This is a genomic window from Lactonifactor longoviformis, assembly GCF_042848515.1.
GTDB lineage: Bacteria > Bacillota > Clostridia > Lachnospirales > Lachnospiraceae > Lactonifactor > Lactonifactor longoviformis.
Map to the genome: position 1 here is coordinate 165,027 of NZ_AP031453.1, position 25,657 is coordinate 190,683.

Below are 25,657 nucleotides of genomic sequence, written 5' to 3' on the forward strand. Positions count from 1 at the left end.
AAGGGCTGGAGGGAAAATAATGGGAAAAACAATATCAGAAAAAATTCTTGCTAAAGCCTCTGGCTGTGAAGGTGTCACAGCAGGTGAAATTGTTTGGGCAAAGGTTGACCGGGCTATGATGGATGATATTCTGGGTCCGCGCGTAGAGATTAGTGAAAAGATCAAGTACCTTGGAGATAAGATATGGGATCCTGATAAGGTTGTGATTATATCAGACCATTATACTCCGCCAGCCAGCATTAAACAGGCAGAAATTGTAAAGTTCACCCGTGATTGGGCGAAAGAATATGGCGTTGAAAAATACTTTGAATTCGCAGGGCCATGCCATCAGGTTATGGCAGAAACCGGTAATGTAATTCCGGGAAGCATTGTTCTTGGTACGGATTCCCATACCTGTATGGGAGGAGCCCTTGGGGCATTTGCAACAGGGGTAGGCTCTACAGAAATGCTGGGTGTCCTGGCTACCGGTCAGACCTGGCTGAAAGTACCCCAGACCATTAAGGTTACATGGAGCGGTAAGATTCCGGCTGGCGTTATGGCAAAGGATATGTCCTTAAAAACCATTGGAAATATCGGCCATGCGGGCGCAACCTACAAGGCTGTGGAATACGTGGGTGATACGATCCATGGTTTATCCATGGATGAGCGTATGGCGATTACTAATATGGCGGTGGAGATGGGGGCGAAGGTTGGTTTAATGCCCACAGATGAGGTGACGAAGGAATATTTAGAAAAGCAGGGAATTATAGATTATCCGGTATATAAAAGTGATGCAGATGCCGTGTTCTGTGAGGAGTACAGCTATCAGGCGGAAGATCTGAAACCACAGGTTGCCTGTCCCCATGGCGTCGACCAGGTGACAGATGCGGAAAATGTAAGGGATACCGTTATTCATCAGGCCTATCTTGGATCCTGTACAGGGGGGCGTCTGAATGATATCAGACAGGCAGCAGAGCTTTTAAAGGGGAAAAGAATAGCCAAAGGTCTTAGAATGCTGGTTTCTCCGGCATCCAATGGGATCTGGAGAACTGCTGATGAGGCGGGATATTTAAAAATATTGTCTGAAGCAGGCGCTGTGATCCTTGCACCTACCTGTGGTGTGTGCGTAGGACTGCACAGCGGATTGATCGCCTCCGGTGAAAACTGTATCTCATCGAGCAATCGTAATTTTATCGGGAGAATGGGCAGCAAGGAAGGAAAGATATATCTGGGCTCACCGCTGACAGTAGCCGCAAGTGCTGTTATGGGAAGGATTACGGATCCCAGAGAGATTATGTAGGAGGTGGAGAGGGATGAAAATATTAAACGGAAATGCTTTAAAGTATGGAGATAATATTAATACAGATATCATTTCTCCTCCTCAATATATGGAGCTTTCCATTGAAGAGGCAGCAGCATATGCTATGAGTGCAGTAGATCCTGACTTTTCTAAAAGGACCAAAAAAGGGGATATTTTTGTTGCAGAAAATAATCTGGGCTCCGGCTCCAGCAGAGAGACCTCGCCCCTTACCTTGAAATATCTGGGGATTTCCTGCGTAATTGCAAAATCTTTTGCTAGAATCTTCTATCGAAATTGTATTAACGTAGGAATTCCTGCTATTGAATGTGAGGATACAGACCGGATAGGGGATGGGGATGAACTTAAGATTGATATCATAAATGGAAGGATAGACAATTTAACCAGAGGTGAGAGTTATTTTTGCGGGAAGCTTCCTGAACATATTCTTGCGATTATTCAGGCAGGCGGAATGTTCGAATATTTAAAAAGAAACAGAGAAAACCAAAATGAATAAAAGGGAGGGATGACAATGCAGTGTACAAAGGAATATGAAAATATGTGTTGTGTCTGTCGGACAAAGGGAAGTGGTCCGGCACCGATTCCTCAGGATGGCGGGTATGATCAGGTTAAGCAGATTGACCAGATAAACGGACTAAGCCATAGCGTTGGTACCTGTGCCATGAAGCAGGGAGCATGTAAGCTTACCTTGAACGTAAAAAAAGGCATCATTCATGAGGCTCTTGTTGAGGTAGTGGGATGCTCCGGTATGACGCAGTCTGCCCTTATGGCAGCTGAGATTCTTCCCGGCAGAACACTTTTAGAGGCATTAAATACGGATCTTGTATGCGATGCCATAAATGTTGCCATGAGAGAATATTTTCTTAATATGGCCTACGGCCGCACACAGACAGCCTTTTCCAAAGGTGGGCTTGCTGTTGGGGCGGCTATGGAGGATCTTGGAGCCGGGGCCAAGACGCAGGTGGGCACCGGGTATGGCACTTTGGAAAAGGGGCCTCGTTACCTTGAGGCAACGGAGGGATATGTGACCAGGGTGGGGTTGGATGAAAAATCCCGCATTATTGGTTATGAATATATAAATATAGGCAAAATGATGGAATATATCAAAAGCGGTGAGGATGCGAATCAGGCACTTGAGCGTGCCAGAGGTACCTATGGACGATTTGACGAAGCTGTCCGTACGATCGATCCCAGAAAGGAGTAGCTATGGCACGCTTTCAGAATTATGAACAAAGAATAGAAAATATTGAGAGATTCCTCGCAAAGTATGGAATAGCAAATTTAAGGGAAGCAGAAAAAATCTGCTCGGACAATGGAATCGATGCCTTTGGGATCGTCAGAGGCGTGCAGCCCATCTGCTTTGATGATGCCTGCTATGCATATATGGCAGGTGCGGCAGCTGCCATAAAGAGTAAAGCCTCCACCGCTTCACAGTTTGCACTGATCTTGGGAGAGGGACTGCAGAGTTTTTGCATCGAAGGTTCAGTTTCCGCAGAGCGTCAGATCGGTATCGGGCATGGAAAGCTTGCTTCTATGATTCTTTCGGAGGATGTTCACTGTTTTGCATTCCTGGCAGGGCATGAGAGCTTCGCAGCTGCCGAGGGAGCAATCGGAATTGCGCGCAGCGCCAATAGAGTAAGAAAGACACCCATTCGTGTGATTTTAAATGGTATGGGTAAGGATGCGGCAGATATTATTTCCAGAATTAATGGGTTCACATATGTGGAAACCCGCTTTGACTTTGAAAAAAATAAACTGGAGATTTTATCCGAGACACCTTACTCTGAAGACGAAAGAGCCAAGGTAAGATGCTTTGGGGCTTTTGAGCCAAGAGAGGGAATTGCCATCATGGAGCATGAGGAGGTAGACGTATCCATTTCCGGAAATGCTACCCATATGATCCGATTCCAACATCCGGTAGCAGGTGCATATAAGAAATATTGCAATGACAATCAGAAGAAGTATTTTGCCTGCGCGTCCGGCGGAGGCATCGGAAGAACCCTGAACCCGGATGATACCTCAGCAGGTCCATCCTCTTATGGACAGACAGATTTGATGAGCCGTATGTATGCAGATGCGACCTTTGCAGGATCATCCTCCGTACCCGCACATGTAGAGATGATGGGGTTTATTGGTATGGGCAACAATCCTATGGTAGGTGCTACGGTATCTATGGCTGTAAAGCTGGAAGATCTGAAAAGCAAATAAGTAAAAGACGGAGGGCAGATATGAATTACAGCATTTTTAACGATTGTCAGGCAAACCGTCTGCAGGGGGAAACCGACCAGGGGCACATGGAACGGATTTTTACAGAATGTATGATGGGTACGCCAGAGGACAGTAAGGGCATCAATGACATGTTAGCTGCGAAACTGGCAGATTGCAGTGTAAAGGAAAGATTTCTTGTTCTGGAGTATGAGGTGAAGGATTGGATGCTCAATCCGGCACATATGCTACATGGCGGTATCATGTCTACCTGCTGCGATATGACAATGGGAATGCTTGCAAGGTATCTGACACAATCCCAGAGGTGTGTAACAGTAAATCTAAATGTAAATTTCCTACTGGGTGTGGATGCCGGCAGAACAATTCTGGTGAAAGCCAAGGCTGAAAAACAGGGAAAAAGAGTACAGTTTTTAAGTGCCCAGATTTTTGATAAAGAAACCGGAAGACAGGCAGTAGACTGTACTGCTGTGTTTATGTAATAATAGAAAAGAAAGTAAAAGAAAGGAAAAAGAATATGAATATTAAAGGAATTGGTATTTGCGAATGGTCATTGCCGACACCTATGCGGGGACCAACTGTGTGTGATGTAGTGAAGGATTTTGGTATGCAGGCAGTTGAATTGGATCTGGGGGTAACTGATGAAAATTTTCCCCTGGCAAATCCCTATGTAATCGAGAAATATAAGGAAGCCCGGGAGAGAACGGGTGTTGTATTCACTGGCATTGCGGTAAACTTGACAGACTTCTATCCTATGATCGCCCCAGTTGGTGATCCTGGAAGAGACCTGGTAGAATATGCAGTGCGTAAAGCAATTGATACTGCCTCTGAAATGAATATTCCGCTGATTCATGTTCCCTCTTTTTTCAAGAGCCACATTGCCACCTATGAGGACCTGAAAAATACGGCAGATTGTATGCAGCGTTCCTGTGACTATGCAGCTGATAAAAATGTGCTTGTGTGCACAGAGAACTATGTGGATACGGAAACACAGCTGAAAATGATTGAGCTGGTAGACCGAAAGAACTTCGGCGTATATTTTGACACCCAGAATTATCAGGTGAATGGGTATTATACACCAGATTTGGTGGAACCTATTTTTGAATATATTCCTGAGTTTCACGTAAAGGACGGATATAAAGAACTGAGCACCCATTATATCGGAACGGGAGGCAGTGACGTATTTAAGACACTGGAAGTCTTTGACAGACTTGGATATACGGGCTATGTGATGCTGGAAAACTATTACGCTCGGGATCCGCTGTGCAAACTGGGAGATGATCCATATGCAATTCTGAAGAAGGATCTTGAAATTTTAAAGAAATGGCTGGAAGAACACAAATAGAAGGAAAGAGAGAAAAATTGTGAACACAAATGAAAGAATACTTAATACACCTAAGTGCGATTGGCCTGTGGCGGATTGTGAACAGTCCGGCATCGGGAGGTTAATGGCGATCTATGGCGGTGAATGTATTGCGGCCACGGAGTTCGTTATCGGGGCAACTTTAGCACAGTATGGCTGTTCAGCCAAGGATGTGTTAATTGGACTTCTAATCGGTAACCTGCTGGCTTCATTGCTGTTCCGGTTTTTCAGCGGCACCATGGGGGTCCGCACTAGGCTGACCCTTTATACATTTCTTGGAAAAGTGGTAGGAATCAGAGTACAGAAGCTTTATAATGTGATTTTTGGTATAGGGTTTGGTACCATTGCTGCTCTTGGCCTTGGGGTGTCGGGCACAGCAATTCGGTGGATTATCAATGCACCCATTCAGTATGAATGGTACCCGACCAGCTTCAAATTTGTACTTAGTGTCTTATGTATAGGCTTTGTTGTGGTCTTTGTAGCGGCCAATGGCTTTCATGCAGTATCCAGATTTTCTGTAAAATGTGTTCCCTGGCTGACGTCTTTGTTTCTGTTGGGATTTCTCTGTGTAATTCCCCAGCTGACCCAGGCCACCGGCTTCGGCCCTGTGACATCTTTGAATGATTTTTACCGCCTTCTTTCTGAGCAGATATGGAATGGAACCGTCCCGGCAGGAAGTGCCAGGCTAGGAATCCAGCATGTGATTTTGTTTGCCGTAGTATGTAATCTGGCGGTTCATCTTGGGCTCAATGATATGTCCATGTTTCGTTATGCGAAAACGGAGAATGATGGCTATGCACCTGTTTTTGGTTTGTTTGTGGGACACTATATGGCGTGGATCAGTGCTGCTATTATGGGTGCAACAGCGGCGGCAGTCACGGGTACCAGTCTGGCACTTCTCGATTCCGGGGAGGTGACCTTTGCCATTTTGGGATACACAGGACTTCTGGGAGTAATCATTGCGGGCTGGACTACAGCAAATCCTACAATTTACCGCGTGGCACTGTCCTTTAATAATGTATTCCCCCAATTTACTTATAAGCAGATGACATATCTGTCCGGAGCTATCGTTGTAATCTTAGCCTGCTTCCCGGGAGTGCAGCGGGCAGGTACAGTTATAAATTATTGCGGGCTGCTTGTAGTAGGTATGGGAGCCATCTGTATGACGGATTATTTTATATTTCCCAGAATTGGTTACACTCGCTATTGGAATTTGTATAAAAAGAATTCATGCAACTGGCCTGCTCTTATTTCCTGGGGATTAAGTCTTCTGACCTTTGCGGTGCTAATGATAACGGAGCCATTTCATCAAAATTACTGGTTTATACCCGTATATCTGATTTCTGGCGTTGCCTATCTGGTTTTGGCAGGTATGTCGGGAGCCAAAGAGAAGTACCCGGAGGCAGAGAAAGAAGAGGAAGAGTACGAAACTGAATTGCTGCGTTATGTAAATAAGCAGGTCGTAATGCCCCAGCAGGCCAAGAAGACCAGGCTGATCAAAGGGGTAGACATTCTGCGTTATCTGATGATTGCTGGTATGTTCGTTGTGGGATTTGCTTACTGGATAGGAGCTATCAGTACAGATATAATGAAAACCGGTGAATGGATTGCAACGATTCTTTATTTTGTATTTACAATCATAGTTTTTATAATAGAAGAAAAACTGACTCTAAAAGCTTTGAGTACTTAACCTGGCTTCAGGAAGAAATCATTAGCAGCTCGGTACGAATACAGAGACAATGAAAGGCAGTAAACTTTCGTTGTCTCCTTTTTGATCCCAGGAATCTTTATCCTAGGATTTTTTGCGTCCTTAACATTATAGTTCAGTTAGCATAATAATCCCAGATATAAATCCATACTTCTTTTTTATCTTTCAATATAGTATAATGGGTAAACAAAGAGAGGTCGAAACAAACATGAAACAAATAAGAAAAAGTATTCTCCCGATAACAGCAGGGCTGATTGCGCTGCTGCTTGTTACCGCAGGAGGATGGGGATATTACCGTTATATTGTGAACCGCATACCCACAGAGGAGATAGACAGCGGCAAGACCTACCAGTATCATTATATGCTGATTGCCGATAATATCAGTTCCCCTCTGTGGCAGGCAATTTACCAGAGTGCCAAAGAGGCCGCGGCAAAAGAAAATGCATATCTGGAGTATGTGGGCGGCGATATGGTATCAGAGTATAACACAGATGACTACCTGGAGATCGCCATTGCTGCTAAGGCTGACGGTATCATTGTAGAGCCTAACGGCGACCCGGAGGTGGAGCGGCTGATCAACAAAGCTTCTGCCAATAACATACCCGTGGTAACGGTGATGGAGGATGCCTCCGGCACCAAAAGAAAAAGCTTTATCGGGGTCAACAGCTTCCAGCTTGGGCAGGAGTACGGGGAGGTTATCTGTAAAACTATGACAGAGGCCACCAGGAAGATTCTGGTGCTGATTAATGGGGACATTGAGGACCCCAGCAAGAATCTGACCTTTTCACAGATTAAGTCAGAGATAAAGGAGCATTCTCCCTACGGCGATCAGGTGGAGATAGAGGCGCTGAGGATTAACAGCGGCAGTACCTTTGAGTCGGAAGAGGCAATCCGGGATGTGTTCCTGGATTCCCAGATACTCCCGGATATTCTGGTCTGTCTGGATGAGATAGATACCAAATGTGCTTATCAGGCGCTGATCGATTATAATAAAGTGGGACAGATGGATATTATCGGCTACTATCCTACAGAGTCATTTTTAAATGCTATCTCCCGGGGAACAACCTCGGCTGCTTTTGAACTGGATACGGAACAGATAGGAAGATATAGTGTGGAGGCGCTCCGAGAGTACAGAGAGATGGGATATGTAAGTGAATATTTCAGTGTAGACTTGGAATTGATAACCAAAGAAAATGTTGCGGAGTATATGGAAGAGTAAAGAGAGAATAAAAGTATGAGACATTGGAAACAGATCATAAAGGATTTATCGATCAGAAAAAAGCTGATCCTCTGCTTTGGATTTACCTCCCTTCTGCTGCTGGTAAGTAATTTGTTGCTCTATAAGGAGGTAAACCGATCCATCAACCGGATCGATCAGATTTATGTGAGTAATATTACTCTCAATGATTTATCGGATGCCCTGACCAGCACCCATGAGGAGGTATATGAGTATCTGAGCACCAAAAGTTCCTCAGCGCTGGAGAACTATTACAGAAGCGGACAGCAGTTTCGGGATCTGCTGGAGGACCTAAACGGGGAAACCCGGGACAACCGTATGCTTCTGCTGGAGAAAAATATTAAAAACATGTCTGATACGTATCTGGCTACTGCGGATAATACGGTAGCCGCCAAGAGGGGACGCAATATACAGCGGTATAAAGACTGCTATGCAGAGGCCGAGGAGCTGTACCGGTACATAACTACTTATATAGACAATCTGAACCGGCAGCAGTTTCAGGTGAATTCCAGCAGCTACAAAAACCTTTTGGTTTCTCTGCAATATATGGAGGTCGTAAGCACGGCGATCCTTATATTTGTGGCAGTAGTCAATATCATTTTTCTGGTTCTGCTTACCCAAAGTATCATAGGTCCCTTGATTCTGCTGGCCCGGACTGCGGACGAGGTGGCGGAAGGGAATCTGAATGCTCCGCTTTTGGAGGTTACATCCGCAGATGAGGTGGGCACTGTTACAAAAGCCTTCAATCAGATGGTGTACAGTATCAGGGACCATATTCAGAGAACGAAGGAAAGTATGGAAAAGGAGCAGCGGATGATGGAGCGGGAGCTGCTGATGAAAAACCATCTCAAGGATGCGCAGCTGAAATACCTGCAGGCACAGATAAACCCGCATTTTCTCTTTAATTCCCTGAACGCGGGGGCACAGCTTGCCATGATGGAGGATGCGGAGAAGACCTGTCTGTTTGTGGAACGGATGGCAGACTTTTTCCGGTATAATGTGCGGAAGATGTCCGAGGATGCCACTTTGGGGGAAGAGCTGGAGGCGGTCGACAACTATATTTATATTTTAAATGTGAGATTCGCCGGGGACATTAATTATATGAAAGAGACAGATGCCGGTGTGGAGGATATCCGTGTCCCCAGCATGATCCTGCAGCCCATTGTGGAGAATTCTGTGAATTACGGAATCCGCCACATGGAGGGGGAGGGGTACATCCATGTAACCGTAAAAAGAGAAGGCGGACAGGTAATCATTAGGATTAAGGATAACGGGAAGGGGATGGAGCCTGAGAAGATAAAAGCTATACTGGAGAATACGCCGGAGGGCCATACGGGGCAGTCAGAATCCACCGGCATTGGAATCAATAATGTAAAGAGCAGGATGGAACTTTATTATAACCGGAAGGGGCTGCTTCAGATAGAGAGCAGAGGGCCGGATCAAGGTACGGTCGTGTCACTTATCATTCCTCTGGAGACAGAGTAAGTACACGGAAAGGAGAAGGATATGTTTAGGATATTGCTGGCAGATGACGAAGGAATTATGTTGGAATCCCTGAGAACCATTATTGAATCAAACTTTAAGGGCACGGTAGAAATACAGTGTGTGAAAAGCGGTCGGGCGGCCATTGAACTGGCAGAAACCTTCCGGCCGGATATTGTCTTTATGGATATCCAGATGCCGGGAATCAATGGGATTCATGCGATGCAGGAGATACGCAAATTCCATACATCTGTGCATTTTATCGTTATCTCAGCCTATGATAAGTTTGCCTACGCACAGGAGGCCATTAATCTTGGTGTTTTGGAGTACCTCACAAAGCCTGTAAACCGTAAGGTAGTCATCGACGTTCTGGTACGGGCCATGCAGAAGGTAGAAGAGGAACGGCGGAAACGGAGCGAGTCCCTGAAAATCCAGGAAAAGCTGGAGACGGTGATTCCTGTGATAGAGAGCGGGTTTATTTACAACCTTCTGCTGCAGGAAGAAAGGAACAGGGAAACCGGGAATTACAGGGAGCTTCTGGATATCAGGGAAGAATATGGATTCATGATGGTGGTCCAGTTTGGGGAAGCTATTACGGAGGGAGTCTTAACCAATGCCGTGGGAATGAGTGTAAAAGCCCAGTCCTTTTACTCGCAGTTTCGGGAAATTATCAGAGGCTTTTTCTACTGCTGTATCGGCCCGGTGATGTCCAATAAGATAGCTTTGTTTGTACCCTGGGAACAGGAGGGACTGACCTATGACGAGAGGATCCAGATCATAGAGAAGTCCAGGAATATGGTCCGCCGTCTGGAAAAAGATATAGATGCTAAGTTCAAAGTTGGCATCGGCGGGGTAAAGCCATTTGAGGAACTTCAGGATTCTTATAAAGAGGCATCCAGAGCATTGACAGAGAGCAAGGGGCGGGTGGCCCATGTGGAGGACTTGCCCATCGGATGCGGGTATGTGGGGGATTATCCCGCAGATACAGAAAAGAAGCTTTTCCAGATGGTCCTCAGAGGGGATACGGACGGCGCCAGACAGCAGGCGGATCTCTTTTTTGAGTGGATGCTGCAGAATTACCCGGACTGCCAGGCAGACATTCAGATAAAGGTTCTGGAGTTTGTGATGCGGGCGGAGAGAGAGGCATTTCTCAATGGAGGAATGACGTATGAATTCCGCTACCGGAAGGATTACCTGGAACAGGTAACGGGATGCTCCAGCTACGAGGGACTGCGCGCCTGGTTTCTGCAGAAAGTCACCGAAGTGTGCAAAAACATCACCAGTAAACAGGAAGAACAGACAGAAGGAATCGTAACCAGGGTAAAACAGTACATTAAGTCCAATTTCCAAAAGGATATTTCTCTGGACGGGGTATCTGAGATGGTTAACATAAGTCCATATTACTTCAGTAAGGTGTTTAAGGATGAGGCCGGGGAAAACTTTATTGAGTATCTCACCAAGGTAAGAATGGAAAATGCCAAGGAATATCTAAAGAACCCGGAGCTGAGTGTAAAAGAGATATGTGCCATGTCAGGATACGGTGACCCCAATTATTTTAGCAGAATCTTTAAAAAGTACATAGGAGTTACCCCCAGCGAGTATAGAGAGAGGTTAGGCTAATGAAGAAGGAAAAGAAAATGATAGGGCTGTTCTTGCTGCTGGGCATCTGTGCGGCCCTGACCGGATGCGGGAGCCAAGAGAAGAAGGAGGAGCCCGCCCCACAGGAGGATAAGGTAAAGATAGGCCTTTGCTTTGACACCTTTGTACTGGAACGGTGGATACGGGACCGGGATGTGTTTGAGACAACCGCAAAAATTCAGGGAGCAGAGGTCAATGTTCAGAATGCCAACGGGGATGTGGATCAGCAGATTTCCCAGATCCGTTACTTTATCAAGAAGAGAATGGATGTAATCACTATAATCGCAGTGGACGGCAGCAGTCTGACAGAGGTAGTGAGGGAGGCAAAGGAAGCGGGAATCAAGGTGATTGCCTATGACAGGCTGATCCGGAATGCGGATGTGGATCTGTATATTTCTTTTGACAATGAACAGGTGGGAAGGCTTATGGGGGAGGCCCTGAAAGAAAGACTCCCGGAAGGGGGCAATATATTTGCCATTAAGGGGCCCCCGACGGATAACAATGTCAGTCAGGTAGAAAAAGGATTTTCGGAGGCAATAAAGGACAGCGGGCTGAATGTGGTCTACCAGCAGTACTGTGACGCATGGACCGCAGAGCTGGCCTACGATGCGGTCAGCAGAGGACTGGAGGCTTACCCGGATGTGGCGGGCATCATGTGCGGCAACGACGGGCTGGCCACAGAGGCGGTGAGGGCGCTCACAGAGAACCGTTTGGCAGGCACCGTAGTAGTCACCGGACAGGATGCGGATCTGAATGCCTGTCAGAGGATTGTAGAGGGAACGCAGGCTATGACCGTGTATAAACCGGTGGAAAACGAGGCAGCGACAGCAGCTGAGTATGCGGTAAAGATGGGAAACGACATTTACGTCAGCGTTGCAGGAACCATAAACGACGGAACCTACGATGTTCCGTATATCAGCCTGGATCCCATTGCGGTTACGAAAGACAATATGCAGACTGAGATTATTGACACAAACTTTCATTCAGAGGAAGAGGTCTATCTGAATATTACAAAAGAATAGCACATAGCATTTTTTTACCACAAAAATGTCCTGTTGACACGGGACATTTTTTTATTATGGCAATAAAGTGCAGGATGTCGTAAAAAAGTCCTGTAGATCCTGTGATATAGTTTAGACATAACAAAAAACAAATACATTTGGGAGGTAAGTAAAGAATGAAAAAGAGAGTAGTCAGTATTTTATTATCAACCATGGTAGTCGCAGGACTATTTGCAGGCTGTGGAACTTCAGGCGATGACAGTTCAAGCGCAAGCTCCTCTGATACAAAAACTGAGGCACCTGCTGAAGATAAGGCAGATGACGCCAAAGAGGCTTCTGATACGGCAACGGCCGGTGGAAACGTAGTAGGTGTGGTAATGCCCACAAAGGATCTCCAGCGCTGGAACCAGGACGGACAGAATATGGAGCAGCAGCTGAAGGACGCAGGATACGAAGTAGATATTCAGTACTCCAATAACGACATTGCCACTCAGGTATCTCAGATTGAAACCATGATATCCAATGGCGTAAATGTTCTGGTAATTGCCTCCATTGACGGAGAGTCCCTGGGCACTCCGCTGGAAAAGGCAAAAGAGGCAGGCATTCCTGTAATTTCCTATGACCGTTTGATTATGAACTCCGATGCAATCTCTTATTATGCAACCTTTGACAACTACATGGTAGGCCAGAAACAGGGCGAGTACATTAAGGAAGCACTGGATCTGGAAAATGCAGAGGGACCGTTTAATCTGGAAATCGTAACCGGCGACCCGGGAGACAACAATGCACAGTTCTTCTACGGCGGAGCTATGGATGTGCTCCAGCCTTACATTGACTCCGGCAAATTAGTAGTACCTTCCGGACAGATTGAATTCGCAAAGGTTGCTACCGCCGACTGGTCCACAGAGAAAGCACAGAACCGTATGGATACGATTATCTCCGGCAATTACTCTGACGGAACAAACCTGGACGCAGTTCTCTGCTCTAACGACTCCACTTCTCTGGGCGTACAGAATGCTCTGGCATCCTCCTACACCGGAGAATATCCGGTTATTACCGGACAGGACTGTGATGTTGCCAATGTGAAGAACTTAATCGCAGGAAAGCAGTCTATGGATATCTTTAAGGATACCCGTGACCTGGCAAACCAGACAGTTAAGATGGTAGATGCTATTATGCAGGGCAAAGAAGCAGAAGTAAACGATACAGAATCCTATGACAACGGCACAGGCGTTATCCCGACCTATCTTTGCGAGCCAAAGGTTTGTACAGCTGATAACTACAAAGAACTGCTGATTGATTCCGGATACTATACAGAAGATGATTTAAAATAAACATTACTTCAGGTACAGGCGGGCATATACCCGCCTGTACTAAATGATAGAAAAGGAGGGAGACAATTGGCAAAGATACTTTTGGAAATGAAAAATATCACCAAGACATTCCCTGGCGTAAAAGCGCTGGACAATGTAAACCTGAAGGTCGAAGAAGGCGAGATCCATGCGCTGGTTGGTGAAAACGGAGCGGGGAAATCCACTCTGATGAATGTATTAAGCGGTATTTATCCCCATGGATCCTATGAGGGCGACATTATCTATGATGGGGAAGTATGCAAATTTAGTAAAATTAAAGACAGTGAATCAAAAGGAATCGTAATTATTCATCAGGAACTGGCTCTGATCCCATATATGACTATCGGAGAAAATATGTACCTGGGGAACGAAAAAGGGAAAAAAGCAGCCATAGACTGGAACGAAACGTATGGAGAAGCTGACAAATATCTGAGGACGGTAGGTTTGCAGGAGTCCTCCAGAACACTGATCAAGGATATCGGTGTGGGCAAACAGCAGCTGGTAGAAATTGCAAAAGCACTGGCGAAAAAGGCAAGGCTGCTGATACTGGATGAACCTACGGCTTCCCTGAATGAAGCCGACTCAAAAGCCCTTCTGGACTTAATGCTGAAGTTTAAGAAGGAAGGCATGACTTCGATTATAATTTCTCATAAATTAAATGAGATTGCATATGTGGCAGATAAAATCACTGTCATCCGTGACGGAAGTACCATTGAAACTCTGGACAAAAGCAGGGACGATATTTCTGAGGACCGTATCATTAAGGGTATGGTAGGAAGGGAGATGACCGACAGGTTCCCCAAGCGGGAGAATACAGTAAAACCGGAGGTTCTTCTGGAAGTAAAAGACTGGACCGTACACCATCCTCTTTATTCTGAGCGGAAGGTATGTGACGGTGTATCTATGAAAGTACATAAGGGAGAAGTGGTGGGGATCGCCGGTCTTATGGGGGCGGGCAGGACAGAACTCGGTATGAGTGTGTTTGGTAAAAGCTACGGCTCCCAGATCAGCGGACAGCTCTTCCTAAACGGAGAGGAAGTCCATCTGAACAATGTCCGCCAGGCCATAGGCAAGAAACTGGCCTATGTCACAGAGGACAGAAAAGGAAACGGTCTGATCCTTTCGAATCCCATCAAAATTAATACAACCCTTGCCAACCTGAAGGCAGTCAGCAGTCACGGGGTAATTGACCGGGATAAGGAATATCAGGCTGCAGTGGAGTACAAAGAGAAGCTGAATACAAAATGTCCTACGGTAGAGCAGAATGTGGGTAACTTAAGCGGAGGAAATCAGCAGAAGGTACTGCTGGCCAAGTGGATGTTTGCACAGCCGGATGTCCTGATCCTGGATGAGCCTACCAGGGGAATCGACGTGGGGGCTAAGTATGAGATTTACTGTATCATTAACGATCTGGTGGCGGCGGGTAAGTCTGTAATCATGATTTCCTCTGAGCTGCCGGAGGTACTGGGGATGTCGGACCGCATCTACGTTATGAACGAAGGCAAGATGGTGGGAGAGCTGCGGCGGGAAGAGGCGTCCCAGGAAGTCATTATGGCCCGCATCTTGAAATCAAGCAAAGGAGAGTAGACAATGGATAAAGCAAAAGTTTCAGAAGTTGTAAAAAAATATACCATGGTAATTGCTTTAATACTGGTAACACTGTTTTTTACCTGGAAAACCGGGGGAAAGATGCTGCTTCCCCAGAATGTGACGAACCTGATAGCACAGAATGCCTATGTATTCATCCTTGCAACCGGTATGCTGCTGTGCATTCTCACCGGAGGAAACATCGATCTGTCTGTGGGATCCGTGGTGTGCTTTGTGGGAGCAGTGGGCGGCTCTTTGATGGTTAACAAACACGTAAACACGTATCTGGCGATTCTCATCATGCTGGGCGTGGGCCTTTTAATCGGAGCGTGGCAGGGATTCTGGATCGCTTACGTCCGAATCCCCCCTTTCATTGTGACACTGGCGGGGATGCTCATCTTCCGGGGACTGTCCAACGTTGTGCTGGACGGACTGACCATTGCGCCTATGCCGGATAACTATCTGGAATTGTTCAACAATTATGTGGTAAACCCATTGGGAGGAAACGGGATTAACCTTACCTGTATGCTGGCAGGGGTTCTGGCCTGCGTGATCTATCTGGTGGTTGTATTTAACGGAAGACGGGGCAGAACGAAAAAAGGATATGAGACAGAACCTATGGCAGGCGTTGTGGTTAAGTCTGGAATTATATGTGCAGTTATCTTTGCATTTATGTTCCGACTGGCACAGTACAAGGGAATTCCCAATGTACTTGTGTGGGTGCTGGTGGTAATTCTGGTGTACGCGTATATTACCTCTAAGACTACCATCGGCCGTTACTTTTATGCGGTGGGAGGCAATGAAAAAGCCACCAAACTCTCCGGAATTAACACAGACAATGTATACTTTATGGCATACCTGAATATGGGATTCCTGTCTGCCATGGCAGCTCTGGTAACCATTGCCCGCCTGAATTCAGCGAATCCTACGGCAGGTACCAACTATGAGATGGATGCCATCGGTTCCTGCTTCATCGGCGGAGCCTCCGCATACGGCGGAACCGGAACAGTACCCGGGGTCATCATCGGAGCAACCCTGATGGGCGTAATTAATCTGGGTATGAATATCATGGGAGTGGATTCCAACTACCAAAAGGTGGTAAAAGGGCTTGTGCTTCTGGCAGCGGTTATCTTTGACGTAGTCAGCAAGAAAAAGTCACAGTAAATATGGAGTGAACGGACGTACGGCTGATGCCGTATGGAGGCAGAAGAAAAATTGCCGGCATTGCAGCAGCGCGAAAGGAGGTAAAACTGCAGCCGGTATTTTTTTATAGCATAAGCAGAAAGGAGAAAATATGGGAAGGACTATTAGAAATGTATTTTTGGGTATTATCGCAGCCGCGGGTACGGCAATCGCCGTACCGTCTCTGACGGTGGAGGCGGCCAATCCGCTTTTGCCCCTGGATGAGTATATCCCGGATGTTGAGGCAAAAGTATTCACAAATGAGAAGGGGGAGGAACGGCTCTATCTGTATGGCTCTCATGACGATTATAATTCCGGAACCTGGTGCTCTTACCAGTACAGAGTCTGGTCTGCTCCTCTGGAGGATCTGGAGGACTGGACGGATCACGGGGTTTCCTTTGCCTCAAGAAAGGGAGAGGGGTATCTCTGGGAGGGACAGGACACTGACGGTGTGGACTGGAGCGACACACAGCTCTACGCCCCGGATGTGTGCAAAATCGGTGATACCTATTATCTGGTTACCTGCAATGCCGGGGGACCCGCGCTGGGGATGGCAACAAGCAAGAACCCGGAGGGGCCGTTCAGTCCTGCCAAAAAAATACTGTACGATGACGGTACCGAGACCAGCAATATCGATCCCAGCCTTTATACCGAAGGTGAGGGAGAGAATCAGAAGGTCTATCTTGTCTGGGGACAGACAACTTCATTCGGCGGGCAGGGACTGCTGGGGGCAGAACTGATCAAAGATGAGAATGGTCTGTATACCGTAGTGAAAAAGGATACCCAGAAGGTGCTGTTTGGAGCGGGCAATGACGGCTTTGGATACTATGAGGGGCCGTCCCTGAAGAAAATAAACGGGAAATATTACATTCTTTATCCTTCCAACAAGGGCAAAGGAGTACACATGATGTCCTATGCCATAGCAGATGAGCCTCTCGGCCCATATACATTCGGAGGAAATATTCTGGATAATGACGGCTGCGATCTGGCAGGGGGCAATAACCACGGATCCTTCTGCAAAATCAAGGATCAGTGGTACCTCTTCTATCACAGGGGCTTTGGCAACAGCAATATGAGGCGAAAGGTCTGTGCGGAAAAAATCTATTTTGATGAAAATGGAAAAATTGGGGATATCAATGGAAATATGGTACAGATGACCAACCATGGCCTGGGCGGCCCTCTGAGCCCTTATGAAAAAGTAGAGGCTGCCTATGCCACCCACGTGAGAATGGACGGCTATCCCTCTGGCTGCTATCTCTCTGAACAGGCAGCGGATCTGCATCCTCTGGTAAATATTACGGACGGGAACTGTGTGGAATACAGAGACTTTGACTTTGGCACCATAGATCAGGAGCTCCAGTTCACCGCGCGGTTAAAGGCTAAGTCTGGGGGAAGCATAGATATTGTACTGGATGATCCCGAAAATGCGCCTATAGGTACCGTGATCGTAGGCTCTCTGGCTTCCTCCGAATGGACAGAGTTCACGGCCCCTGTCTCCAAAGTCCAGGGAATTCATACCGTCTACCTGAAATTCCACAGTCAGAGCAGTGAAAAGATCTGTGAGATGGAATCCTTCCGGTTCTCTGAGAGAAATGCAATGTTTTCAGAGACATTTGACGGAGATTTAAGAGCCTGGAAAAATAAAGCAAATTCCAGAATAATCGGCGGGTCACTTCAGCTAATAAACAATACTAATATGACAGCCCGAGATGGAATTGACTGGGAAAATTATAGTTTTGAAGCAAATGTGAAACTGGAAGATCAGGCAGCGGGGCTGACCTTTAGAAAATCAGATGATAAGAACTATTATCTCCTGTTAATGGGAGAGAACGGTCTGGAACTGAAAAAGTCAGTTCATGGGACGGAAACCACAGTTGGCAGTATGGAACAGGCCATAGAACCGGGCCAGTATACCAGAGTAAAGATAGAATGCTGCAAGGAGTGGATTACCGTATATGTGAACGGAGCTAAGAAAGGCGAATTCCGTGATCATTCTCTGCAGTCAGGTACAATAGGATTCTATCAGCCTGAGGGAAGTATGGCCTCTTATGACGATGTTGCAGTCATGGATACCATCTCAAGAGTAGACAAAATAGAGATCAACGGTATGCCTTTAAAGGAATTCACCGGAGATGTAAAAACATATTCCGTGCCGGCAGACGGCAGCGGGGCAGTTCCTTTTGTGAAAGCTTACTCTACAGCGGCCAAAGTCAGCGTGGAACAGGCCCAAGGGGTGCCCGGAGCTGCTAAAGTGACGTTTGACGACGGGGTGGATACCTCAGAGTATGAAATTAAGTTTTACACCAGTGACGAGATACAAAGTGATGACTTTACCCGGGACAGCGTTGGAGAGTTCTGGCAGATAGTAAATCCAAATGAGGCCAATGTTACATATGAGCAGAACAAGGGACTGACCATACAGACGGAAGGCGGGGATCTGGGAAATCAGTCCAACCCTGCAAAGAATCTGTTTCTGCAGAACGCAAACAGTGACTGGACCATAGAAACGGTACTAAGTGCCAATCCCGCCTTTGATCTCATCGGCGGAAACTGGCCTTCAGCCGGCCTGGTAGCCTATGGGGACGATTCCCATTATGTGAAGCTGGTATACCTTCCTAACGGCGTAGAATTAAATACTGGTGACGGGGACAAGCAGCAGATAGGCGTTACATTAACGGATCCCAATCAAAAATTAAGATTGAAATTAGAGAAGTCAGGCAATACCTACACGGGATACTATGCCCTGGGGGAGACAGGGGAATATAAAACCTTCAGCAGCAGGCGCAGTATGAGCTCTGACCATGTAAAAGCAGGCTTAATGACCACCGGATTCATGGCTTCCGGCAATCAGACAAAGGTCACCTTCTATAACTTTACAGCCACCAACGGCAGTTCATCAGTTTTGCCGGAACTGATACCGGCAGAAGGGGTTGCAGCAGATCAGAGTGTTATAGAACTGACCACGGGGGATACCGTCTCACTAAACGCATCTGTCACACCTCAGAATGCTACTTATAAGGATGTGGTATGGAGTATTACAGAAGGCGCAGATGCTGTGGAAATCGTAAATGATGTTAAGTCAGATACCATTGTGCTGAAAGGAGTCAGAGAAGGGAATGCAGTAGTGAGGCTGTCTCTGCAGGATAACCCTGATATTTACGCGGATTGCGAACTACATGTCCAATCCCCGGCATTAGCTTCTCTGACGGTAACCCCGCCTTCCAGAACGGAATATAAACTGGGCGAGGATCTGGATCTCCATGGTCTTGCCGTAGTGGCAAACTATGTAAACGGAACCAGTGCAGAAGTGGATCCTGGGGACTGTGAGATTACCGGATTTGATTCTTTAACACCGGGAGAACAAACCGTTGCCGTTGCCTATACAGAAAACGGAATTACCAAAACAGGAGAATTTACAGTTACAGTTCTAAATGAAAAGGCGCTGACAGGGATTCTTGTAACGCCTCCGGCCAAGACGGAGTACGAAGAGTGTGAACCCTTTGACCGTACGGGTATGGTGGTTAAGGCACAGTTCTCAGACGGCACGGAGGAAGAGGTGTCTGAGTACGTGTTATCTGATGTGAATACCATGACTGCAGGAACAAAAGAAGTCACGGTAACCTATGAGGACAAGGCGGCAGCCTTCACAATCACGGTAAAGGAAAGAATACTCTCAGGCATTGAGATTATAGTGCCGGACAAGACGGATTACCTGGTAGGAGAAGCATTTGACCCTGCAGGAATGATCGTTAATGCAGTTTACAGCAATCAGGTGAAAGAAGAAATCAGCCAGGGGGCTTACACTCTGGAAGGGTTTGACTCAACAGAGGCCGGAGACAAGACGGTGGTTGTGTCGTATGAGGGATATACTGCGGAATTCGCAGTAAAAGTATCAGAAAAGCCAGAGGAGCCGGTATTGGCAAAGCTGGTTCTCACACCGCCCGCCAAGACCGAATATCTTGTGGGAGAGGACGGGGATCTTACAGGTCTTGCTGTCTACGCCTGGTATTCAGACGGGGCCTGCATAGAACTGGAAAGCGGAAGCTATGAAGTGAGCGCACTTGATACATCAGCAGCCGGTATTCAGTACATTACAGTATCTTATGAGGGTATGACGGAGGAATTCATGATTGTAGTGTCAGAGGACACACAGGCAGAGATTCCCCACTGGGAACATGACCGGAACGGCTGGTGGTACAGCAACGGAGATGGCACCTGGCCGAAATTGTGCTGGAAGTCTATCCATGATACCTGGTATTACTTTGATAAGTACGGGTACCGTATGACAGGATGGGTGAATGACGGAAGCCACTGGTATTACTGCAATGAAGACGGTGTGATGCAGACTGGCTGGTTCCGGGAGGGGAATACCTGGTATTACCTGAAGAATAACGGAATGATGGCTACGGGATGGCTTCTGGACGGAAACACCTGGTATTATCTGAAGGATAGCGGAGCCATGGCCACAGGATGGCTGCTGGACGGAAACACCTGGTATTATCTGAAGGGAAACGGAGCGATGATTACCGGCTGGTTCCGGGATGGGAATACCTGGTATTACCTGAGAAATAACGGAGCTATGGCCACAGGGTGGCTGCTGGACGGAAAGACCTGGTATTATCTAAAGAGCAGCGGGGCGATGGCAACCGGATGGGTTCTGGACAGAGGCACCTGGTATTATCTGAAGAACAGCGGAGCCATGGCGACCGGCTGGGTACAGACCGGCGGCAGATGGTACTATCTGAAGTCCGGCGGTGGAATGGCCACAAACCAATGGATTGGGAAATACTATGTGAATAAAAACGGGGTCTGGGCAAAAACCAGATAATTGAAACAGGCGGACAGATCGGTGGAACTTCCGGCAGATCTGAGAGCAAGGCAATCGGGATGAAATTACGATTCCCGATTGCCTATTTGTAGTCAAATAGTACACCTTAATTCATTGAAAAGCTGGATTATTTTACGATTAAAAGGACAAAAATGTGCTATTGACAATGTAAATGCATAATTATGCACAAAATAATGCAGTAAATAGCAAAATTATCCTATAACTTTAGTGGTATATATATAGTACAGCAGTAATGAAGTAAAGTAACCCGTTAATCAAATTTAATGTAAGAGGTGAAAAGATGAAGAAAAAAGGACTGCAAAAATGTATGGTTGCAACTTTATCTCTTGGGGCAATGCTGGGTATGAGCACTGTGGCCGTTCATGCCGAGAACCCTATTGTACAGACCTACTATACGGCGGATCCATCACCTATGGTAGATGGTGACACTCTGTATCTGTACACGTCCCATGATGAAGACGGCCCAAACTCGTTTTATGAAATGAAGGACTATAAGTGCTTTTCTACCACAGATATGGTGAACTGGACTTACCGGGGAACTCCGGCAGGGATTCAGACCTTTTCTGCCTGGTCCGATCTTGGAAAGGACGGAGCCGCATGGGCTCAGCAGGTAGTAAAGAGGGACGGAAAGTATTACTTATATGCACCTATTCGAATTAAAGGCAAAGCATGGGGAATCGGAGTTGCAGTATCCGACAGTCCCACCGGACCTTTTAAGGATGCGCTGGGAACCTATTTGATTGATGCGGGATGGGAAGGAATCGATCCTACCGTATATGTGGACGACGATGGACAGGCCTATCTTTACTGGGGTAACCCAAATCTCCACTATGTAAAATTAAATGAAGACATGATTTCTTATGACATGGAGTATGGCATTCACACACTGGACATGACAACAGATGCGTTCGGTGAGGGAGACGGTAAGGCTGCATATCAGGAAGGTCCGTGGTTTTATAAGAGAAATAATAAATATTATATGGTATACCCTGCAATAGCAGGCGGCGGGGAATTCATGGCGTATTCAACCAGCGACGGCCCTACCGGTCCGTGGAAATATGGCGGAGAGATTATGAACAGTGACGGCCTGAACAGCTATACCATTCATCCGGGAGTAGCTGATTTCAAAGGACATTCCTATCTGTTCTACCACACTGGCTGGCTGCCCGGAGGCGGAAGCTTTACACGTTCCGTGTGTGTGGAGGAATTTAAGTACAACGAGGATGGAACAATCCCATTTATGGACAAGACCAGGGAAGGCGTAGAAGCAGTAGAAAATCTGGATCCCTATAAGCTGACAGAGGCGGAAACCATGGCCAGTCAAAAAGGTATCCGCCCATTGGAATGTGAAGACGGAAGAATCGCGGTTAAGAACATTCAGGACGGAGACTATGTAAAAGTGAATAATGTAGACTTCGGTGAAAAGGGTGCTGCCATGTTCACAGCCGGCGTAGCCTGCGGTGCTGAGTCTATGGAACAAAAAGGCGGTAACATTGAAATCCGTTTAGACAGTGAGGATGGAAAATTAGTAGGTACTCTCCCCGTTTCTTACACAGGCGGATGGGATGTATGGCAGGATAAAGCAACCAACGTGACAGGAGCCGAGGGCGTTCATGACGTATATTTTGTATATACTGGAGATCACGAGGGTGAACTGTTCCAGGTAGATAACTGGAAGTTTACCGAAAAAGGCGAGGCCCGTGAGCTTGCAGCCCTGAATGCATCTGTAGACGTATATAAGCTTTCCGATACAGCAGAAGGAGCAGCAGGCAAGTACAACAAGACAGCGCTGACAGTCAAGGCAATCTATTCAGACGGAAGCAGCGAGGATGTAACCGATCAGGTAGAATTCACCATGGATCCGGAAGGTATAGTGGAATTGAATGGCGCAGAGGTATCCGGTAAAACGATAGGTGAGACTATGATAACCGCCAGCTATCAGGGAAAAGAGGATAAGGTGCTGGTAAAAGTAGTTGATATTGAAGAGGAATTCGGGGTAGAAAGCTTAACTCTGTCTTCCGAATCCGTCAATGTACGTGTAAATGAAGCGATAACGGTAACAGCTACAGCATCCTATAAAAACGGACGTACAGAGGATGTGTCTAATAAGCTGCAGTACAGCAACATCAGTGATCCTGAAGTTCTGGAAGTAAAAGACGGTAAACTTTTTGCAAAGGGTGTCGGTCAGTCTACGGTAGAGCTGTCTTACGCCGGAGAGATAGGGGCAGCGGCAACGGCTGCGCTAGAGGTAAACGTAACTGTCGTAAATCCATATGCCCGTGTGGAAGCAGAAGACTTTACGGATAAACATGGCTCCGTACGCATAGAGAAGTGTGAAGATGAAGGCGGCGGCAGTAACATTGGAACTATTGTAGAGGAAGACTGGGTAAAATACAGTGGTATAAACTTTGACAAGGGCACCTCAAAAATGATGTTTAGATTGGCATCCCTCTGGGGATTCCCCAAGTATATGCAGTTAAAGCTGGATACCCTGGAGTCAGATCCTGTAGCAGAATTTGAACTTACCAGAGGTACCGGTGGATGGCAGAATTACGAAACCTTTGAGTGGGATGTACCGAATATTACTGGTGTCCATGACATTTACTTATATTTCCCATCAAGAGATATGAACATTAACTGGTGGCAGTTTGTAGAAGAAAAGAATCCGGATCAGGAAGCTGCTGACGGCGTGAAAGCGCTGATAGAGGCTATCGGCACTGTAGAGTATACTCCGGAGTGCAAAGCAAAGATTGATGCTGCCCGGGAGGCATATGAAGCGCTGACAGATGAGCAGAAGGCACTGGTAGATAACTTCAGCAAACTGGAAGAAGCAGAAAACACATATCAAGTGCTGGAAACAGCAGCAGATAAGAAAGGCCTTGAACTGGCAATTGCCATGGCAGAGAACCTGAAAGAGGGCAGCCAGTCATTCATCGGCGGCAGCTGGGAAGCAGTAGAAAAAGCTCTGGATAAAGCAAAAGAAATTATGGCGAAAGAGGACGCGACTCAGTTAGAGATCGATACTGCCTTCGCAGAACTTCTCAATGCATGTACGAACTTAACTCCCGGTGTGGAAAAGGCCGGACTTGAAGCTGCTATAAAAGGAGCGCAGGAGCTGCTTGCAGATGAGACCTTAGGGACCCGCTATACAAAAGAGAGTATACAGATAGTGAAAGATGCTCTGAGCCATGCGGAAACAGTATTCGGAACTACTTATGATGATGCAAAAGCTGGTCAGAATGCAGTAAATGATGCTACATTAAACCTGATTACTGCTGTAACCCAGATGATGGAGAAGGATCTGTCCCGTGTGGATGCCCTGATCCGTCTGGCAGAAGAGATTCTGAAGGGTGAAGATAAGTATACAAGCACTTCCGTACAGGAATTAAAGGCAGCGATAGAAGCAGCCAGAACCGTTTCTGAAAATCCGGATGCAAGTGCAGAGGACATTAAGGATGCGGCATTCAATCTTCAGAAAGCTATGACAAGTCTTAAATGGAGAGGTAACAAAGCAGAACTGAAGGCAGTGATTGAAAAAGCAGACGCAATCTTGAAAGACTCCTATAAATATCTCACATCCAGTTTAGAAAATCTTTCTGATGTTCTGGAAGAAGCAAAGGGAGTTTACAATGACCCGGATGCTGTACAGACAGATATAAACAGTGTGCTGAAGAAACTGATTGCTGAGTGTATGGAAGCAAGGCTGCTTGGCGATATTAACCAGGACAACAGTGTAGATGCTGCGGATGCTTCTCTGCTCCTTCAGTATACTTCTGAGCTGATTGAGCTGGATGAGATGCAGGAACAGTCCGCAGATGTGAACCAGAATGGCGTATCAGATGCAGAAGATGCTTCTTATATCCTGCAGTTATCAGCAGAATTAATTGATACTTTTTAGCTAAGGCAGGGTACAGCCACACAGAGAATATTCTCTGTGTGGCTGACTGAGTATCTGCAATCATTAAAAAGGCAGGGATAAATATGACTAAGAAAAATAAGAAATGGATTGGTTTATGCATTTGCCTGATATGGGCAGCTCAGAGCATGCCGGTACTGGCAGCATCCGGGCCTAAAATCAGTATGCAGGCAGGACCTGTAAAAGAAAAGGATACTCAGGTACAGGTATCCTGTGAAATCGAAGACGGCATTGATGTTACAAGCGGTAAACTCCGTTTTCTGTACGACGCTTCACAGCTTACGCTGCACAGTGACAATGTGGGGGCAGCTCTTCAGAGCGGGCTGTGTAAAATTAACGATCCCCTGACCGGAAATAAAGAGGAAGGCGAGATTGTGGCATCTTTTGCACTGTCTGAGCCTATCCCGGAAGACGGAAGTCTGGTTGATATGACCTTTGAGTTAAATGATAATGTAAAGGCTGGAGATCAGTTAGAAATCTCTCTCTCCGTGGAACAGCTCTCAGGAAATAACGGTAATATCAGCGCCGAAGCAATTCCTCTTTCTGTCCAAATAGAGGCAGGCGGCCATACGCCTGGCCCTCCGGAAGAAAATCAGGAGGAGAAAAAGGAACCTGAGCAGAAGACGCCTCCAAAGAAGGAACCGGCTACGCCCAAAGATAACACAAAATCTTCAGACAATAGCAGCAAAACAAAAAGTAAAGCAGCTAAAACCGGTGATCTCTTAAATCCCTGGCTGTACATCGTTGGATTGGGGGCTGCAGGTGCCGGGATTGCGGCTGTAAAAGGAAAGAGAACAAAAAAACAGGGCAAATAGCTGTTGT

17 protein-coding genes are annotated in these 25,657 nt (G+C 46.6%); all 17 read left to right on the top strand.

Annotated features, from left to right (window positions below; translation table 11 throughout):
• Positions 1–19: 19 nt before the first annotated feature.
• The 17 genes from ACGHCT_RS00740 (at position 20) to ACGHCT_RS00820 (ending at position 25,650) form a co-directional block, all read left to right on the top strand.
• Positions 20–1,279: a 3-isopropylmalate dehydratase large subunit gene (locus ACGHCT_RS00740; protein WP_390437608.1), complete on the top strand. Its 1,260-nt coding sequence runs from the start codon at positions 20–22 to the stop codon at positions 1,277–1,279.
• Between the two features lie 13 nt (positions 1,280–1,292).
• Entirely contained in the window at positions 1,293–1,793 is a 501-nt protein-coding gene (leuD, locus tag ACGHCT_RS00745; protein WP_390437610.1) for a 3-isopropylmalate dehydratase small subunit, read from the top strand.
• A 15-nt stretch (positions 1,794–1,808) separates the two neighbouring features.
• On the top strand, positions 1,809–2,501 hold the full coding sequence (locus ACGHCT_RS00750) for a hypothetical protein (RefSeq protein WP_390437612.1): 693 nt from the start codon (positions 1,809–1,811) through the stop codon (positions 2,499–2,501).
• Between the two features lie 2 nt (positions 2,502–2,503).
• Positions 2,504–3,505, top strand: coding sequence for a GGGtGRT protein (locus ACGHCT_RS00755; protein ID WP_390437614.1), 1,002 nt, complete (start codon positions 2,504–2,506; stop codon positions 3,503–3,505).
• Positions 3,506–3,525: 20 nt separating this feature from the next.
• The gene (locus ACGHCT_RS00760) at positions 3,526–4,002 is read left to right on the top strand and encodes a PaaI family thioesterase (protein WP_390437616.1); all 477 of its coding nucleotides are present in this window, start codon (positions 3,526–3,528) and stop codon (positions 4,000–4,002) included.
• 35 nt (positions 4,003–4,037) lie between these two features.
• Positions 4,038–4,865 (top strand): sugar phosphate isomerase/epimerase family protein, encoded by an 828-nt coding sequence (locus ACGHCT_RS00765; protein ID WP_390437618.1) that lies wholly within the window; start codon positions 4,038–4,040, stop codon positions 4,863–4,865.
• A 19-nt stretch (positions 4,866–4,884) separates the two neighbouring features.
• Positions 4,885–6,573, top strand: a complete 1,689-nt coding sequence (locus tag ACGHCT_RS00770) for a hypothetical protein (protein WP_390437620.1) — start codon at positions 4,885–4,887, stop codon at positions 6,571–6,573.
• 226 nt (positions 6,574–6,799) lie between these two features.
• The gene (locus ACGHCT_RS00775; protein ID WP_390437623.1) at positions 6,800–7,810 is read left to right on the top strand and encodes a sugar ABC transporter substrate-binding protein; all 1,011 of its coding nucleotides are present in this window, start codon (positions 6,800–6,802) and stop codon (positions 7,808–7,810) included.
• 15 nt (positions 7,811–7,825) lie between these two features.
• Positions 7,826–9,313 (top strand): histidine kinase, encoded by a 1,488-nt coding sequence (locus ACGHCT_RS00780; RefSeq protein ID WP_390437625.1) that lies wholly within the window; start codon positions 7,826–7,828, stop codon positions 9,311–9,313.
• 21 nt (positions 9,314–9,334) lie between these two features.
• Positions 9,335–10,930, top strand: a complete 1,596-nt coding sequence (locus ACGHCT_RS00785) for a response regulator (RefSeq protein ID WP_390437627.1) — start codon at positions 9,335–9,337, stop codon at positions 10,928–10,930.
• Positions 10,930–11,970, top strand: coding sequence for a sugar ABC transporter substrate-binding protein (locus ACGHCT_RS00790; protein ID WP_390437629.1), 1,041 nt, complete (start codon positions 10,930–10,932; stop codon positions 11,968–11,970). The genes ACGHCT_RS00785 and ACGHCT_RS00790 overlap by 1 nt, the downstream gene beginning before the upstream one ends.
• A 155-nt stretch (positions 11,971–12,125) precedes the next feature.
• Positions 12,126–13,283 (top strand): multiple monosaccharide ABC transporter substrate-binding protein, encoded by a 1,158-nt coding sequence (chvE, locus tag ACGHCT_RS00795; protein ID WP_390437631.1) that lies wholly within the window; start codon positions 12,126–12,128, stop codon positions 13,281–13,283.
• Between the two features lie 66 nt (positions 13,284–13,349).
• Positions 13,350–14,888 carry a multiple monosaccharide ABC transporter ATP-binding protein gene (gene mmsA, locus ACGHCT_RS00800; protein ID WP_390437633.1) on the top strand — a complete coding sequence of 513 codons (1,539 nt, stop codon included), beginning with the start codon at positions 13,350–13,352 and terminating at the stop codon, positions 14,886–14,888.
• Positions 14,889–14,891: 3 nt separating this feature from the next.
• Complete coding sequence (mmsB, locus tag ACGHCT_RS00805; protein WP_390437635.1) at positions 14,892–16,052, top strand: multiple monosaccharide ABC transporter permease; 1,161 nt, start codon at positions 14,892–14,894, stop codon at positions 16,050–16,052.
• A gap of 130 nt (positions 16,053–16,182) precedes the next feature.
• The gene (locus tag ACGHCT_RS00810; protein WP_390437637.1) at positions 16,183–20,898 is read left to right on the top strand and encodes a bacterial Ig-like domain-containing protein; all 4,716 of its coding nucleotides are present in this window, start codon (positions 16,183–16,185) and stop codon (positions 20,896–20,898) included.
• A 301-nt stretch (positions 20,899–21,199) separates the two neighbouring features.
• Positions 21,200–24,817 (top strand): carbohydrate-binding protein, encoded by a 3,618-nt coding sequence (locus tag ACGHCT_RS00815; RefSeq protein WP_390437638.1) that lies wholly within the window; start codon positions 21,200–21,202, stop codon positions 24,815–24,817.
• 83 nt (positions 24,818–24,900) lie between these two features.
• Positions 24,901–25,650, top strand: coding sequence for a hypothetical protein (locus ACGHCT_RS00820; RefSeq protein ID WP_154257490.1), 750 nt, complete (start codon positions 24,901–24,903; stop codon positions 25,648–25,650).
• The last annotated feature ends 7 nt before the right edge of the window (positions 25,651–25,657 follow it).

Bases quoted from the DNA above. Each gene is read 5' to 3' on its own strand.
- ACGHCT_RS00740 (WP_390437608.1), top strand. From the start codon at position 20: ATGGGAAAAACAATATCAGAAAAAATTCTTGCTAAAGCCTCTGGCTGT.
- leuD (WP_390437610.1), top strand. From the start codon at position 1,293: ATGAAAATATTAAACGGAAATGCTTTAAAGTATGGAGATAATATTAAT.
- ACGHCT_RS00750 (WP_390437612.1), top strand. From the start codon at position 1,809: ATGCAGTGTACAAAGGAATATGAAAATATGTGTTGTGTCTGTCGGACA.
- ACGHCT_RS00755 (WP_390437614.1), top strand. From the start codon at position 2,504: ATGGCACGCTTTCAGAATTATGAACAAAGAATAGAAAATATTGAGAGA.
- ACGHCT_RS00760 (WP_390437616.1), top strand. From the start codon at position 3,526: ATGAATTACAGCATTTTTAACGATTGTCAGGCAAACCGTCTGCAGGGG.
- ACGHCT_RS00765 (WP_390437618.1), top strand. From the start codon at position 4,038: ATGAATATTAAAGGAATTGGTATTTGCGAATGGTCATTGCCGACACCT.
- ACGHCT_RS00775 (WP_390437623.1), top strand. From the start codon at position 6,800: ATGAAACAAATAAGAAAAAGTATTCTCCCGATAACAGCAGGGCTGATT.
- ACGHCT_RS00780 (WP_390437625.1), top strand. From the start codon at position 7,826: ATGAGACATTGGAAACAGATCATAAAGGATTTATCGATCAGAAAAAAG.
- ACGHCT_RS00785 (WP_390437627.1), top strand. From the start codon at position 9,335: ATGTTTAGGATATTGCTGGCAGATGACGAAGGAATTATGTTGGAATCC.
- ACGHCT_RS00790 (WP_390437629.1), top strand. From the start codon at position 10,930: ATGAAGAAGGAAAAGAAAATGATAGGGCTGTTCTTGCTGCTGGGCATC.
- chvE (WP_390437631.1), top strand. From the start codon at position 12,126: ATGAAAAAGAGAGTAGTCAGTATTTTATTATCAACCATGGTAGTCGCA.
- mmsB (WP_390437635.1), top strand. From the start codon at position 14,892: ATGGATAAAGCAAAAGTTTCAGAAGTTGTAAAAAAATATACCATGGTA.
- ACGHCT_RS00810 (WP_390437637.1), top strand. From the start codon at position 16,183: ATGGGAAGGACTATTAGAAATGTATTTTTGGGTATTATCGCAGCCGCG.
- ACGHCT_RS00815 (WP_390437638.1), top strand. From the start codon at position 21,200: ATGAAGAAAAAAGGACTGCAAAAATGTATGGTTGCAACTTTATCTCTT.
- ACGHCT_RS00820 (WP_154257490.1), top strand. From the start codon at position 24,901: ATGACTAAGAAAAATAAGAAATGGATTGGTTTATGCATTTGCCTGATA.